Here is a 14,997-nt window from a genome sequence, read left to right as displayed (position 1 = left end):
AGCATGCCACATCACGGCCCCCGCGCGACCACGGCCAGCGTTCCCTCCCTGGTCACGACCGCGATGTCGCCCTGGAGGTCAGTGCGGTGGATCCGGTTGCCGAGCATGGTCAGCGTGGTGACCGTCGATGCCGCCGGATGGCCGTAGTCGTTGCCGTCGCCCACGCTGATCAGCGCCAGCCGGGAGCGGGCGGCGGCCAGGAAGGCGGGGTCCTGCCGAGCACTTCCGTGGTGGGGGACTTTCAGGATGTCGGCTTGGGGGAGACTCCGTACGAGAGCGGACTCCGCCTCGGTCTCCAGGTCACCCGCGAGCAGCGCCGACGTCTCCGGCCACTTGGCATGGAGCACCACGCTGGCGTTGTTCAGCACCGACCCCTCCCCCGCCCCCTTGGGCGGCGCGTCCGGCGCGGGCGCGACGACGGTGACGACGAGATCGCCGAACTTCCACGTGGTGCCCGGCGTGACGACCCATTCGGGGACCCGCCGCGCGGCCAACTCCGGATTGACGACCCTTCGCGGACTGACCACGACCGCCCCCACCTGCCGGTCGCGTAAGACCCCGGTGAGGCCGCCGGTGTGGTCGGCGTGAGGATGGGTCAGCACGAGCAACGGCACCGCCTCGATCTCCAAGCGGTCGAGACAGGCGTCGACGAGGTCGGGCTCCGGTCCCGCGTCCACGACGATGCCCTTCCCGTCACCCGCGTTGAGCACGATCGCATCCCCCTGCCCGACGTCACACATGACCATGAGCCACCCACTCGGCGGCCACCCCGACACCACCGGCCCCGCCACGAGCGTCGCGACCAGCACCCCCGCCGCGACGGCGAGACTGACGCGCCTGGCCCCTCGATGCCACAGGGCGATTCCGATCGGTACGAGTAACGCGACCCCTGCCAGGCCCCCCGGCCAGCCGATGGTCGCGGCCGGTACGTCGGCCGCACGGTCGGCGACCAGGATGATCCACCCGACGGCGAGCCCGGCCGGGCGGGTGACGAGCTGGGCGAGGTCCATGCTGATCGGTGCGGTGATCGCGGCGATGAACCCGACGATCGTGGCCGGAGCGACGGCCGGCCCGGCGAACAGGTTGGCGGGGATGGCGACGAGCCCGATCTGCCCCGACATGAGCACCAGCACCGGCGTGACCGCCACCTGCGCCGCCGCCGGCACCGCCAGCGCCTCCGCGCACCAGAGGGGCATCCGGGTGGCCATCCGATCTCGCCAGAGCGGCGCGAGCAGGATGATGCCGGCGGTGGCGCACACCGAGAGGGCGAAGCCGTATTCCCTGGCCAGCCCCGGGTTGAACAGCAGCAACAGCAGCACGGCCACCGAGAGGGCGGAGACGCCGTCCCGTTGCCGTCCGGTGCCGAGGGCGAGCGCGGCGACCGTTCCCATGACGAGGGCCCGCAGCACACTGGGCGAGAACCGGGCGACGAACGCGAACGCGACCATGGCGACCACGACGAGCACGGCCCGCCAGACGAGCGTCAGCCCGACGGCCCGGCCCAACAGCAGGACCGCGCCACCCATGATGGCCAAATTCGCCCCGCTGACTGCCGTCAAATGTGACAGCCCGGCGGTTTTGAAGTCGGCTTTGACGTCTTCGCTGAGGTTGGTGACATCACCGACGACCAGCCCTGGCAGTAGGCCGCGCTCGGCCGGGCCGAGCACTGAGCTGGCCTCGCGGAGACCGGCCCTGATGACGCCCGCGAGTCCATGTGAGGTCGACGGTGGGGTGAGGATTTCCGGGTCGCCTCGGGCCATGAACACGGCCGCGAGCAACTCTCCCGGTTCGGCTTCGCCGAGACGGCCGGAGACCTTGACGTGTTGGCTGGGGAGCAGAGTTGACCAGGTGTCGCCACGGGCGAAGACGAGCACGGGGGCGTCGAGCCTGAGCCGATCGACGGCGACGACCCGGGCCTCGACGAAGACGAGGTCTTCTTTGACCCTCGGGTCTGTGGAGATGACCAACTCGGCCGAGACCGTGGCGTTCTTCTCGGCCATCTGCGCCAGCGGACCCGAGGTGACGCCGTGGACCTTGATCCCGACGACGACCGACACCGCACAACCTGCGATGGCGATCGCGACCAGCACCCTCTTCCTGGCCAGAGCGACCAGACAGAAGACACCTGCGGCGAGGAACGACGCCCAGGCCGGGAGCCCGACCAGGAGGAGCGCGGCCAGCCAGCCGACCACGACCGGGGCGACCAACTCGACGGAGTGACCCTGCCAGACGTTGGCGGGCGGAGCGATGACCTCGTCGTCGCTGCTCGGCCGCTTGGGACGGTACCGATCCCTCCGCCGCTGGACGCGAGCTTTCAGCTCATCACCCAGCTTGAGCCCGCCCATCCGACTGCTCATCAGAGACCGACCTGACCGCTCAACGAGAGAGCAACCAATCGCCACCCCTGAACCCGGCAGACCCGGCAACTCACTGGAACTCCCTTCACTTCACTGAGCCAAAGCCGACACCTCCCACACCCCCACAGAGCGGCGCCGGTGGCGCATGCCCGCCCCGGAACCGAGCCTCTGCGAAAACCTCGGGGCCCAGATGCCAACTCACTGTTCGACCCGGGTCCGGTGCGTCGAACGAACCGCTGTCTACTAAGCGGGCCATGGCCGCAGACAACTCCGCTCGTCAAGCGACGGCGCTCGCCGCACGAGACGAACGCGACCCAGCAGATCGAGGTCCGCGCGAGCACCGGCTATCGCGATCGCAAGTCACTTGTCATGAGTTGATCGCGGTTCCTCGGCTGCCCGCACCTGGCCGCCACCGCGTGGGAAGGAATCAGGCCGAGCCATCCCACCAGAGCCGCTCGCCCTAACAGACCCACCGCTTGAGGCCACCACCGCACGAGGCACCTCCGGTCCCTCACACATGAGGTCGGCCGTTTGTCCTCGGTACCGATACGGCGAATCGTGATGAGGGTGCTGCCGAAGTGTGGCGCCCGGGCGCGCGGTCGCCGACGAGCGCTCAACGCGAGTCTGGGAGACTCGATCCAGCCCTTGAGGCGATGGTTCGGCTTGTCAGAGCGTCACCTGGTCCTTCAGGTCGGCGAATTTCGCCTCGCCGATCCCCTCCACTTCGCGTAGCTGCTCGATGCTCTGGAACCCTCCGTTGGTGTCCCGGTATTCGACGATCCGTTGCGCCAGCACCTCGCCCACGCCGGGTAACTGGTCGAGCTGATCGGCGGTGGCCGAGTTGAGGCTGACCACGCCGGACTCCGTGACTGCGGACGGCGGGGCCGCCGAACCGGGTTCTCCCACCGCGATCTGTTCGCCGTCGATCACCCGGCGGGCGAGGTTGAGCCCTCCGGGATCGGCGCCCTGCTTCAGCCCGCCCGCCGCCATGATCGCGTCGACCACACGTGAGCCCAAGGGCAGCGCGATCACTCCCGGACGCCTGACCTTGCCGGTCACGTAGATCGTCACCTCGCCGGCGGGAGCCGACTTCGACGGGCTCGGAGCCACTGACGACCCCGCCACAGGGGCGGGAGGTGCCAGCGGTTCCTCGCGTGGACGCGTCCAGATCGCGATGGCCACCGCGACCAGAGCCGCCACGATGCCCACCACGATCAGCCCCTTGATGCCCCGGCGACCGGGATCGAGCGGACCGTCGATATCGTCGCCCAGTTCGTCTTCCTCGGGGAGCGGCCACCTGGGTAGCGGCGGCGCCTTACCGAACGAAGGCGGAACGCCACCAGTTGAGAACGGCGACGCGCCGTCCTGGAGATCCCGTGACGGCTCGGCCCGGTAAGGAGCGCGCCCGTGAGGGCGTGCCGGCCTCGGCACCCTGGACTCCGACTGCACCGGGTATTTCGGCATGGGCTGATCGACCCCGAAAGAAGGCGGCGGCCGATCGACGATCTGATTGAGACGCGCCTGCGCCACCGCCTGGCGACTATCCCGCTCCCTGCTACGCACCCCGAGAAGGTAAAGCCTGGCTCGATGATCCCGCTGACATGCAACGCGATTCTGTGGATAACCCACGCAGAGCAAATGCCGAAATCCAGAGCCAACCCGGACTTTATGCTCCCGTTTTCCTCACCTGTGATTCCACAACCCCGAATAAAGCCTTAGCTGTGGCGGCGGAGAAACCCCATCAAATCGGCCCGAAGCACGGACTGCCACCATCAGGCGACCAAGGCTGGGAGGATGATCACCTGGGTCACCCCAATCCTGGTCAGACAGTCGTCAGTAGGCATGCTCATGGACCGGCACCGGCTCGAATCATCTCCTCGAAAGAGGTATGGCAGCCCTGCCGAGACCCGATGACCGTGGCGGCCCGACGGAGGCCTGATGACAGCTGCCACCGTCCGCGCCTCTCCAACAGAGGGCCGGCCTCGACGGCCGCGTCCGATTTTTGTCGGTGGCCCGTCCTAGGGTGGATACGTGCCGTGCCAGCTACAGAAGCCCGGCCAGACTGCCCCCAAACCGCGTGTGCGCCACCGCTCATACGGAGCATCAGGAGGTCCCATGACGACTCTGCCCAACCGTCCGAACACCGCGCTACTCATCATCGATGTGCAGAACGGCGTGGTGGGCGACGCGTTCCGCCGCGACGAGGTGATCGCCAACATCAACACCCTGATCGGCAAGGCCCGCGTGGAAGAAGCGCCGGTCGTCTGGGTCCAGCACTCGGACGACGGTCTCAAATACGGCAGCGAGATCTGGGAGTACGTCCCCGAGCTGATCCGGGAACCCTCCGAGCCCCTGGTCCACAAGCTCTACGGTGACTCGTTCGAGGACACCGACCTGGAATCGCTGCTCGCCGAACGCGGCGTGGGCCGCGTGATCGTCACTGGCGCCCAAACCGACGCATGCATCCGCTCCACCATGCACGGCGCCTTCACCCGCGGCTACGACGTCACCCTCGTCAGCGACGCCCACACAACCGAAGACCTCACCGCCTACGGCGCCCCGCCGGTCGACCAGGTCATCGCCCACACGAACCTGTACTGGAAGTTCCAGTCCGCCCCCGGCCGCGAAGCAGCCGTCGTCGACGCAGCCGAAGTGACCTTCACCCAGACCGAAGAGAAGTGATCGAAACAGAGGCAGTGCCGAGTGCCGGAACCTGTGAAGCGCCCAAGACGGGAGTGCGCGGCAGATAAATCCGCAGGTCATCGAGAGTTCTCTCCGCACACACGGGGATGATCTTCTTGGTGATTCGGCGTCGCGCTTAGACCTTGGGTTCTCCGGACACGCGGGGATGATCCGGGCGCAGGTCTCCAGGATCCGGGGATCGCCAGGCTCCCTACCCACGGGGAGATGGTCCGCGCGCACCTGTCGTCTTCCACCCACCACGGCAGGGATTGTCCCTAGCGCGTTCCGTGTGACCGAGCCCGATGCACTCTCTGCGCGTGAGGATGGTCCCGGCCGTGTGGGGCACTTACCTGGTGTTGAGTGCCCCGCGAGGGGAGTGTCCCGGGCCGGCGGATGAGACCGCTCCGCTATCAGGTGTTCTCCGCGCGCGCCGGGGATGATTCGGCCACAGCCCTGGCCGTGTCAAGCAGGTCATCGTGCTCGCGCACACGCGCGACTGGTCCCTCTCGCTCTGCCCTCCAGCCGAACCGCGCCGTGGGTTCCCCCACACGCGAGACGGTCGCACCCCCGCCGACGGGAAAGCCGAGACGGACTGCTCTCCGTCGACGCGAAAATGTCGACACGAAAATGATCCTCCACAAGCAGGCCCGATGAATGCACCTCACCTGCGTTGAATATCCATCTCGCGCGGAAAGGTCGAGTACCCATAGACGCAGGGCGCGAAAACGTTCAGAGCATCGAACTCACCATCCGTGAGTCGTGCGAATACCCAGCTGCCGCCAACCAGGCCTGTCAGCTGCTGAAAGCGGCCACGACACCCCGCTCAAGCCGGCGACACCGTAACCCCCACCACCCCGGGCCCCGTATGGACCCCGATAGCCGCCCCGATCTCCCCCACCCAGACCTCACTCAGCTTGGGCACCCGCCCCCGCAACCGCCCGACCAGCCCCTCTGCCCGTTCAGCAGCCCCCATATGCTGCACCCCCACGTTCACGAACTCCGACCCCGCCGCCACCACGGCCAGGTCCTCCAGCCGCGAAAGCGCCCGCGAAGCGGTTCGCACCTTCTCAAGAAGAGAAACAGCCCCGTTGTTCACATACAACAACGGCTTCACAGCGAGCGCCGTCCCGAACAGGTTCGCAGCAGCCCCGATCCGCCCGCTCCGCCGCAGATACTCCAGCGTGTCGACGTAGAAGAACGACCGCGTCCCATAAGCGCACCACCGAGCCGACGACACCACAGCGGAAAGCGAATCCCCCCGGGCGGCGGAAACGGCCGCGGCGAGCACCGAGAACCCGAGCCCCATCCCCACGGACCGGCTGTCGACCACCTCGACAGGCACGGAGGCCGACTGGGCGGCCAGTCGCGCCGCCTCCACCGTCCCCGACATGGCCCCAGACAGATGCATGGACACCACCTCAGTGGCCCCACGAGCAGCCGCAGCCTCGTAGACGTCCGCGAACCGCGAGGGAGCAGGACGGGAGGTGGTCACCGCCCCAGGACCTCGTAGAGCCCCCAGAACCGCCTCAGGGGAGATCTGGGCACCGTCCAGAAACTCCTGTCCGCCGATGACAACGGTCACCGGCACCACGGAGATCCCGTACCGGGAGGCCTCCCCAGGCGGGAGGTAGGCGGTCGAATCGGTGACGACGGCGACCGTCATCTACTGCACGGGCACGCCGCCACGCCAGACGCGGCGCGGCTTCAGTCCGAAGGCCCAGGCGAAGGCGCCCTCGTGGTCGGCGTCCCACTGAACGATGTCGGCGAGGCGTCCGGGCGCCAGGATCCCCCGGTCGGGGGCGCCCAGCACCTGCGCTCCGCCTAGGGTCGCGGCGCGGAGGGCGTCGCCGACGCTCATTCCGAAGGCGGCGACGGCGAGGCTGATGACGAGGGACATGGACGTGATGCCGCAGTGCCCGGGGTTGTGGTCACTCCCGAGCGCGACCGGCACGTGCTGCGAGAGCAGGCGACGGACCGGGGGCAGCGAGCCCTGCTGGAGCGCGGTGCCGGGGCAGACGACCGCGGGCACGCCGTAGCGGGCCATCAGGGCGATGTCCTCGTCGGTCACGTGGTGCAGCAGGTCGGCGGAGGCGCAGCCCATCTCGGCCGCGAGTTGCACCGCGCCGCGCTTGGCGTAGGCGCCGGCGTGGACGCGCGGCAGCAGGCCGACGTTCCGGCCGGAGGCGAGCACCCAGCGGGCCTCTTCGGTGGAGAAGTGGCCGTCGTCGCAGTAGACGTCGACCGAGTCGGCGCCGGCCGCGGCGGCGTCGCCGCACCATGCGGCCACCGCCTCGACGTAGTCGCGCTGGCGGCCGAAGTATTCGGGCGGTACGACGTGAGCCGCCATGAACGTCACGTGGACACGCGGCATCATCGGTTCCTTCTCCAGCTCACGGAGAAGGCGCACGTCGGCGAGTTCGCCGTCGCGCGTCAGGTGGTAGCCCGTCTTGGCCTCGACGGTCGTGGTGCCGCTGAGGAGCCATTCACGCAGTCGTTCCCGGACGCCGTTGCACAGTGTCCAGGGGTCGGTGCCGCGGGTGACGGTGACGGTGGAGCCGATGCCGCCACCGGCGGCGGTGATCGCGGAGGCCGAGGAGCCGCCGGACCGCATCGCGAGTTCCGCGTACCGGTTGCCCGCGTAGACGGGGTGGGTGTGCGCGTCGATGAGGCCGGGGGTGACCAGGGCGCCGCCCAGGTTCTCCACTTGGTCGACGTCGGTGATGTCGTCGACGACTCCGGGGACCGACTGCGGCAGGTCGGCCGCACGGCCCACCCAGGCGATTCGGTCGTTGTGGACGAGGATTGAGGCGTTGCTGCAGACATCGTGGCCGGTCCAGAGACGGCCGATGTTCGTGAGCAGCCGAACGGTCATCCGACCACCACCAATGAGGACGCCAATGACGTCGTCACCGCTGGACCCGCTGGGTCCGCTACGTGTCCGGACGTCATTGGGGGGTCTCCTGCTCTCATCGCGCACCGGGTTGTGCGATGGACCAATCGCCGGGGGGGTCACCTCGGCGATTTCAGTCCAGTTACGTTATTTCACAGGTCGGCTCGCTGTACAGGGTTATTGAGAAGAACGCCGGTTCGCCTCCTGGGCATCCGGTTGGCCCGTCCTGCTCTCCTGTCACGCCGGAGCCCATTCCCCCTGGTTGGGCCCGGTAAAGCGCGCGTCCCCCACGCGTAACGGTACTCACCACGAATGTCGCCGTGAGTTCGGCATATCGTACCAACGGCGAAGCTTGCTAGCTACCGCCGCTTTCCTGCCAATTTACGGAAAAGGTACGAAATTAGACGGTTTCTACCGGCTTGGCCACGCGGTCGAGTTCGTGGAGCAGAGCCGACGGGACGCGGGCGTGCAGGACCGTGCCCTCGCCCGTGTGGTCGACCGACAGGACCTCGCCCTCCTTGTGGGCCCGTGCCACCAGGTCGCCCCGGTCGTAGGGGATGAGCATGTGGATCTCGTGGTCGAGGTGCGGGAGCTCCTGTTCGATGAGGTCCATCAGCTCGCTGATGCCCTGGCCGGTGCGGGCGCTGACCACGATGCTGTGGCGCTCGCGCAGCGTCAGGCGGTCGAGCACCTCGCGGCTGGCGGCGTCGGCCTTGTTGATCACGACGATCTCGGGGATGTCGCGGGCGCCCTCGATCTCCGAGAAGACCTCGCGGACCGCCGCGAGCTGCGACTCGGGGTCGGGGTGGGAGCCGTCGACCACGTGGAGGATCAGGTCGGCGTCGCCGACCTCCTCCAGGGTCGAGCGGAACGCCTCGACGAGCTGGTGGGGCAGGTGGCGCACGAAGCCCACCGTGTCGGCCAGGGTGAACAGGCGGCCTTCGGGCGTGCGCGCGCGGCGTACCGTCGGATCGAGCGTGGCGAACAGGGAGTCCTCGACCAGCACACCCGCACCCGTCAGACGGTTCAGGAGCGACGACTTGCCGGCGTTGGTATAGCCGGCGATCGCGACGGCCGGGACCTCCCGGCGCTGACGACGGCTGCGCTTGGTGTCGCGGGCGGTGGACATCTCCTTGATCTGGCGGCGGAGCTTGGACATGCGCTCGCGGATGCGGCGGCGGTCAAGCTCGATCTTCGTCTCACCGGGGCCGCGGCCACCGATGCCGACGCCGCCGGCGGCGCGGCCGCCGACCTGACGGGACAGGTTGCCACCCCAGCCTCGCAGGCGCGGCAGGAGGTAGGAGAGCTGGGCCAGTTCGACCTGGGCCTTGCCCTCGCGGCTCTTGGCGTGCTGGGCGAAGATGTCGAGGATCAGGGCGGTGCGGTCGATCACCTTGACCTTGACGATCTCTTCGAGCTGGCGGAGCTGGCCGGGGCTCAGCTCACCGTCGCAGATCACGGTGTCGGCGCCGGTCGAGGCGACGATGTCGCGCAGTTCGACGGCCTTGCCGGAACCGATGTAGGTGGCGGGGTCGGGCTTGTCACGCCGCTGCATGAGGCCTTCGAGGACCTCGGAGCCGGCCGTCTCGGACAGCAGCTTGAGTTCCTGGAGGGAGTTCTCGGCGTCGAAGGCGGTGCCGGAGGTCCACACCCCGATCAGCACGACCCGCTCCAGACGGAGCTGGCGGTATTCGACTTCGGTGACATCTTCGAGCTCTGTCGAAAGACCCGCGACCCTCCGTAGCGCCTGACGCTCTTCGAGTTCGTAATCGCCGATGTCTTCGGGCTCGTTAGTCATATATGTCATTTCCCTTGTTAACAATGCGACACCACCGTGTCTTCCCATCGATGGTGGCATGACACGGGAATCCCGCGCATCACGTTAAGCTCCCAGCTCGGTGAGGATCGTACGACTCTCCCCCGCCCAGTGGGCCAGACCGAGGCGTTCGTGGAGGGTCAGCGCGGCCTCGGCGTGCCGCCTGGCCAGGTCGTGGTCGCCCATCGCGCGGGCCAGCCGGGCCAGGGGGAGGTGGGTGCTGCCGAGCGCGGCCGTGCCCGTCCCGCTCACCACGATTCTCTCGCTGTACGGCTTGAGCCTCCCGTACAGCCAAGCGGGGTCATGTCGGGGCGGGAGGCGTACTCGACCAGTTCGGGGATTACCTCGGCGCTGCGGCCCTGGGCGCGGCGCGGGATGAGTCGAGGGCCGTCTGAGCTGGGAGATGTACGCCTGGAGCGTTCCGGTCGCACGCGACGGCGCCTCGCCCGACCAGAGTTCGTCGATCAGCCGGTCGAGGGAGACCACCCGGCCAAGTTCGATCGCGAGCATGGCGAGCACGGCACGCTGCTTGGGAGTGCCGATCTCGACCTGGCGTCCGTCGGCGTCCCGAACGTCCATGAGCGTCACAGTACGACCACTAGTGGGCCACTAGTCACCCCCAGTCCCACCGCAAACCCCTTCGCCCACTGTGTGGCCATGGATGACTTCAGCACTGCGATCAGGGGCCGGGTGCTGGTCCCCGGCCACGAGAGTTTCGAGACGGCCAGGTCGCCCTGGAACCGGGCCGTCGACCAGGGCGGCGTACGGGTCGTCGTGGTCCCCGAGGACGCTGCCGACGCCGCGGCGGCCGTGCGGTGCGCGCGGATGGCCGGGCTGGCGGTGGCGACCCAGCCCAGCGGGCACGGCGCGGGCGGCGGCCTCGACGGCGAGGTGCTGCTGCGCACCCACCTGCTGCGGAACGTGGAGGTCGACCCGGTCCGCCGGACCGCCCGCGTCGAGGCGGGCGCGAACTGGGGCGAGGTGCAGGCCGCGGCGGCCAAGTACGGCCTGACCGGGCTGTGCGGCAGCTCCCCCGTCGTCAGCGCGACCGGGTTCCTGCTCGGCGGCGAGCTGAGCTGGTTCGGGCGGCGGCACGGGTTCGGCGCGTCGAGCGTGCGGGCCTTCGAGGTGGTCGACGCCGACGGGCACCCGGCCAGGGTGACCGGCGACGATGATCCGGACCTGTTCTGGGCGCTGCGGGGCGGCGGCGGGGACTTCGCGCTGGTCACAGCCGTGGAGATCGAGCTGTTCCCGGCACCGTCGATCTTCGGCGGGCGGCTGCTCTGGCCCTCGCGGCACGCCCCCGACGTCCTCGACGCCTTCCGCGAGGCCACCCAGGCGGCCCCCGACGAGCTCACCCTGTGGTTCGACCTGCTGGAGTTCCCGACCTTCCCGGAGGTGCCGGAGCCGATCCGCGGTCTGTCGGCGGTCGTCCTGGACCTGGCCTTTCTGGGCGCCGAGACCGAAGGTCGGGCCCTCACCGACCGGCTGGCGGCGATCCCCGGCCTGATGATCGACTCGCGGCGGCCGCTGCGGGCCGACGAGATGGGCACGATCTGCGACGAGCCGACCGAGCCCGGCGCGTCGATCTTCACCGGCCAGGTCCTCACCGGGCTGACCGACGAGGCGGCCACGACGATCCTGTCCGCCCCCGGAGGACCGATGGTGTCGGTGCAGGTCCGGCACCTCGGCGGGGCCATCGCCCGGCCGTCGGACGCCCACGGCGCGCACGGCCACATCGCCGAGCCCTACCTGCTCGGTCTCCTCGGGGTGGCCCCGGCGACGCACGTCGCCGCGACGGTCAGGGCCAGGCAGGCCGAGATCTCGCGGGCGCTGGTTCCGTACACGACCGGTCGCAAGCCGTTCACGTATCTCTCCCCCGGTGAGAAGGCGGCGGCGTTCCCGGCCGACGCCCTGGCCCGGCTGCGGGAGATCAAGCGGCGGCGCGACCCGCACGGGACCTTCCGCAGCAACTACCCGGTGCTGGCGTAGCGCTCGAGCAGGGCGCGGCTGCGCTGCTCCAGGTGCGGGAGGCCCAGACGGACATGGGTCTCGAGCGCTGCGACGGCGTGTTCTCCGGCCAGATCGGGCCGCCCGAGAGCGGCGGCCAGTTCGGCCAGCACCAGCCGCATCGATCCCCAGCAGGTGACGGAACTGCCCATCACGACGAACTGGTCGGCGCGCGGTTCGAGCGCGGCGTAGGCGGCGGCCGGGTCGGGGATCCCGATCCGGGCCGCCACCAGGCCCCAGCCGGCCGTGACGAAGTCGCCACTCCAGTCGAGCGGGGTCCAGCCGCTCCAGCGTCCGGCCAGCCGCCGGGCGTCGTCGAGGCGTCCGGCGTCGATCGCGGCGAGCACGGCCAAGGTGCGCAGCACGGAGTGGACCGGGTCGTGGGCAGCGGCGATCAGTTCGTCGGCCAGGTCGCCGATCCGGCCGATGGACTCCTTCACGGCGTACAGGGCGAGCAGCCGGCAGTCTTCGAGGCCCCACATGGTGGTGGCGCCCAGGAGCCGGGCGATGTCGGCGTAGTAGCCCATCGCCTCGTCGAAGCGCCCCGCGAGGGCGGCGCCGGTCGACTCGGCCACCCACACCATGGCGGCCAGGTCGGGCCGATGGACCTCGGTGAGCAGGCGGCGGCAGCGGCCGAGGTCGGCCTCCCAGGCGGCGAGGTCGCCGGTCTGGAGGGTGACGACCATGCGCATGATGCGGGCGACGAGCTCGGTCGACCTGGGCAGGCCGGGCAGCGCCAGCATCTCGTCGCAGTAGGCCATCCGCCGGGCGAGACCGTCGTTCAGCCAGAAAGCGGTGAGCGCGTTGTTCAGCGTCTGGGCCAGCAGGTCGGGGTCACCGAGACGGCGGGCGATCTCGACGGCCTCGACGGCGTGCGCCCGGCCCTCCAGCACGCGCGGGCTGTAGTGGAGCTCCAGGCTGAGGGCGCCCAGGAGGGCGGCTCGCTGGTAGTCCTCCAGAGGCCCGGCCAGCAGGTCTTCGAGCAGGGCGACCATGCGGTCGTCGACGACGCCGTAGAAGCGCCAGTTCCAGACGGTGACGCCGCCGTAGACCATGGCGGCCCCGGCCATCGCGCTGCGGTCGCCGAGGGTCTCGGCCAGCTCGATGGCCTCCTCCAGGATCGCGTGGGCGCCCGAGACGTCGCCGGTGGCGCGCTGGGCGCGGCCGAGCTCGGTGAGCAGTTCGACCCGTTTGGCGGGGTCTGAGGTGCCGAGGGCGGCCACCGCCCTGCGGTAGAGCTCGACCGCCTCGTCGTAGGCACGCTGGGCGCAGGCGCGGCGGGCGGCGCGGGCGGCGTACTCGACGGCTCTTCTGGCGCCACCGACGCGGGCGGCCATGGCGAAGTGGTGGGCCAGCACCGGCAGGCGGGCGGTGACGTCGCCGCCGGGCAGCGACTCCATCGCCTCGCCCACCTTCAGATGGAGGCGCGCCCTGGCCACCCGGGGCAGACCGGAGTAGAGCGACTCGCAGACCAGCACGTGGCTGAAGCGGTAGTCGAACCCGTCGGACTCGGACAGCAGGCCGACCGCGACCGCGGGTTCGAGGCCGGACATGATCTCCTCGGCCGAGTCGCCGGCGGCGATCGACAGCACGTCGAGCGACACGTCGCGGCCGAGCGCCGAGGCGACCTGCAGGAGTTCCCTGGTGCGGTCGGGCAGCCGGGCGACCCGGCGGCCGATGACCTCGCGCACGCCGTCGGGCACCTCGGTCAGGCCGTGCTCGCTGTTGGCCAGGCGCAGGAGTTCGCCCAGGTAGAAGGGGTTGCCGCCGGTACGCTGGTAGAGGGTTTCGGCCAGCGCGGGGTCGTCGCGGCCGAGGAAGGCGGCGACGTCGGCCAGGCCGAAGGGCGGCAGCGGGAGGCGTTCGACGCCGGGCTCGCGGGCCAGTTGCGCCAGCGCGCCGCTGAGCTGCTCGGGCTCCCGGCCGGGTTCGGGGCGCATGGTGGCCAGGATCAGCACCGAGCGCCGGTGGAGCTGCCCGGCCGCGAAGGCCAGCAGGCGGAGTGAGGCGATGTCGGCGGCGTGCAGGTCGTCGAGGACGACCACCGTCGGCCCGCCCGCCACGAGCGCGCCGAACACCTTGTCGTGCAGGTCGTAGAGGGCCGCGCCCGGGTCGACGGTCGGCTCGGCGACCTCGCCCGACAGCAGCCCGGCCGCCTCCAGGCCCGGCTCGCCCAGCTCGCGCACCGCCTGGAGCCACGGCCAGAACGCGGGCGCGGTGTCACCTTCCGAACAGCGGCCCCAGACCACCCGCAGCCCGAGGGCACGGGCCTCCTCACCGGCGGTCCGCACGAACAATGTCTTGCCGATCCCGGCCTCGCCGGTGATCAGCACGATCCCGCCCCGGCCGCGCCGGGCGTCCATGACCCGCTCGGCCACCCGGGCGAGCTGCGGTCCGCGTGCGATCAGCCGCGGTGCCGCGGCGGGCGCGGCGGCGGCGACCGCGAGGGGAGTCTCCGGTACAAAAGCCAGATCGGCCGACTGGTCGAAGACGGCCTTCTCGATCCGCCGCAGGTCGGGCCCTGGCTCGATGCCGAGCTCGTCGGCCAGCAGGGCGCGCACCCGCCGGATGGCGGCCAGCGCGTCGGCCTGCCTGCCTGACCTGTAAAGGGCCAGCACCAGCAGCCCCCACATCCGCTCGCGATAGGGATGAGCCTGGACGAGTCGCTCCAGGTCCGCCACACAGGAGGCGGCGTCGCCGAGCGCGAGCCGGGCGTCGAGCCGGTCCTCCGACGCCGAGGCGTGCACCTCGGAGAGCCGGGCGGCGACGGGCCGGGCGAACTCGTAGTCGGCGAACTCGGCCAGCGGCTCCCCGCGCCAGGTGTCGAGCGCCTTGTCGAGCGTCTCCCGCGCGCCCCGGTGATCGCCCCGGACCAGCATCCGGCGGCCATCTTCGGCCAGCCGGGTGAACCTGGCCAGGTCGATCTGCCCCGGCGGCACCGCCAGCAGGTAACCGGGCTCCTTCGTCAGCAGCGTCTTCGGCGGCGTGCGCGGCGGACGACCGGGTTCCAGGGCCCTTCGCAGGTGCGAGATGTACGCCTGCAGCGTCCCCGTCGCGCTGGAGGGTGCCTCGTCGGCCCACAGTTCGTCGATGAGCCGGTCGAGCGGCACGATGCGGCCGGCCTCCAGGGCCAGCAGCGCCAGGACGGCCCGCTGCTTGGGCGGGCCCAAATCGAGCGGCCCGCCGTTCCCCGGCCGGACCTCCAAAGGCCCGAACAGGCGAAAGAACAGCGGTTCCACGGT

The 14,997-nt window shown here is 70.1% G+C and carries 9 protein-coding genes; 2 read left to right on the top strand and 7 right to left on the bottom strand.

All coding sequences use genetic code 11. The features are described from left to right. Positions 1-11: 11 nt before the first annotated feature. Positions 12-2,357, bottom strand: coding sequence for a DNA internalization-related competence protein ComEC/Rec2 (locus AW272_RS16010; RefSeq protein WP_083958363.1), 2,346 nt, complete (start codon positions 2,355-2,357; stop codon positions 12-14). 666 nt (positions 2,358-3,023) lie between these two features. Beyond that, positions 3,024-3,821: a ComEA family DNA-binding protein gene (locus AW272_RS16005; RefSeq protein ID WP_083958397.1), complete on the bottom strand. Its 798-nt coding sequence runs from the start codon at positions 3,819-3,821 to the stop codon at positions 3,024-3,026. Between the two features lie 651 nt (positions 3,822-4,472). Here AW272_RS16005 and AW272_RS16000 point away from each other — a divergent pair. After that, complete coding sequence (locus tag AW272_RS16000) at positions 4,473-5,039, top strand: isochorismatase family protein (protein ID WP_066365261.1); 567 nt, start codon at positions 4,473-4,475, stop codon at positions 5,037-5,039. Positions 5,040-5,862: 823 nt separating this feature from the next. On the opposite strand, the gene AW272_RS15995 is transcribed toward AW272_RS16000, so the two are convergent. The 4 genes from AW272_RS15995 to AW272_RS15980 all read right to left on the bottom strand — a co-directional run bounded on the left by AW272_RS15995 (position 5,863) and on the right by AW272_RS15980 (position 10,324). Next, on the bottom strand, positions 5,863-6,702 hold the full coding sequence (locus tag AW272_RS15995; RefSeq protein ID WP_066365260.1) for a DegV family protein: 840 nt from the start codon (positions 6,700-6,702) through the stop codon (positions 5,863-5,865). Further along, a complete protein-coding gene (gene hutI / locus AW272_RS15990) occupies positions 6,703-7,911 on the bottom strand; it encodes an imidazolonepropionase (protein ID WP_066365259.1) in 1,209 nt (402 codons plus the stop codon). It abuts the gene before it with no gap. Positions 7,912-8,329: 418 nt separating this feature from the next. Continuing rightward, positions 8,330-9,727, bottom strand: coding sequence for a GTPase HflX (gene hflX / locus AW272_RS15985; RefSeq protein ID WP_245657569.1), 1,398 nt, complete (start codon positions 9,725-9,727; stop codon positions 8,330-8,332). Positions 9,728-9,811: 84 nt separating this feature from the next. After that, positions 9,812-10,324 carry an AfsR/SARP family transcriptional regulator gene (locus AW272_RS15980; protein WP_066365256.1) on the bottom strand — a complete coding sequence of 171 codons (513 nt, stop codon included), beginning with the start codon at positions 10,322-10,324 and terminating at the stop codon, positions 9,812-9,814. 78 nt (positions 10,325-10,402) lie between these two features. On the opposite strand from AW272_RS15980, the gene AW272_RS15975 reads away from it, so the two are divergent. Further along, on the top strand, positions 10,403-11,737 hold the full coding sequence (locus tag AW272_RS15975; protein WP_066365253.1) for an FAD-binding oxidoreductase: 1,335 nt from the start codon (positions 10,403-10,405) through the stop codon (positions 11,735-11,737). On the opposite strand, the gene AW272_RS15970 is transcribed toward AW272_RS15975, so the two are convergent. After that, positions 11,719-14,994 (bottom strand): ATP-binding protein, encoded by a 3,276-nt coding sequence (locus AW272_RS15970; protein ID WP_066365252.1) that lies wholly within the window; start codon positions 14,992-14,994, stop codon positions 11,719-11,721. The two genes, AW272_RS15975 and AW272_RS15970, sit on opposite strands and share 19 nt — an antisense overlap. Positions 14,995-14,997: the final 3 nt, after the last annotated feature.

The organism is Herbidospora mongoliensis (assembly GCF_001570545.1).
In the GTDB taxonomy this organism is placed as follows: domain Bacteria; phylum Actinomycetota; class Actinomycetes; order Streptosporangiales; family Streptosporangiaceae; genus Herbidospora; species Herbidospora mongoliensis.
This window is presented reverse-complemented; position numbering and strand designations above follow the sequence as displayed.

Excerpts from the sequence above, each read along its gene's own strand:
- AW272_RS16010 (WP_083958363.1), bottom strand. The coding sequence starts at position 2,357 with ATGAGCAGTCGGATGGGCGGGCTCAAGCTGGGTGATGAGCTGAAAGCT.
- AW272_RS16005 (WP_083958397.1), bottom strand. The coding sequence starts at position 3,821 with ATGCCGAAATACCCGGTGCAGTCGGAGTCCAGGGTGCCGAGGCCGGCA.
- AW272_RS16000 (WP_066365261.1), top strand. The coding sequence starts at position 4,473 with ATGACGACTCTGCCCAACCGTCCGAACACCGCGCTACTCATCATCGAT.
- AW272_RS15995 (WP_066365260.1), bottom strand. The coding sequence starts at position 6,702 with ATGACGGTCGCCGTCGTCACCGATTCGACCGCCTACCTCCCGCCTGGG.
- hutI (WP_066365259.1), bottom strand. The coding sequence starts at position 7,911 with ATGACCGTTCGGCTGCTCACGAACATCGGCCGTCTCTGGACCGGCCAC.
- hflX (WP_245657569.1), bottom strand. The coding sequence starts at position 9,727 with ATGACTAACGAGCCCGAAGACATCGGCGATTACGAACTCGAAGAGCGT.
- AW272_RS15980 (WP_066365256.1), bottom strand. The coding sequence starts at position 10,324 with ATGGACGTTCGGGACGCCGACGGACGCCAGGTCGAGATCGGCACTCCC.
- AW272_RS15975 (WP_066365253.1), top strand. The coding sequence starts at position 10,403 with ATGGATGACTTCAGCACTGCGATCAGGGGCCGGGTGCTGGTCCCCGGC.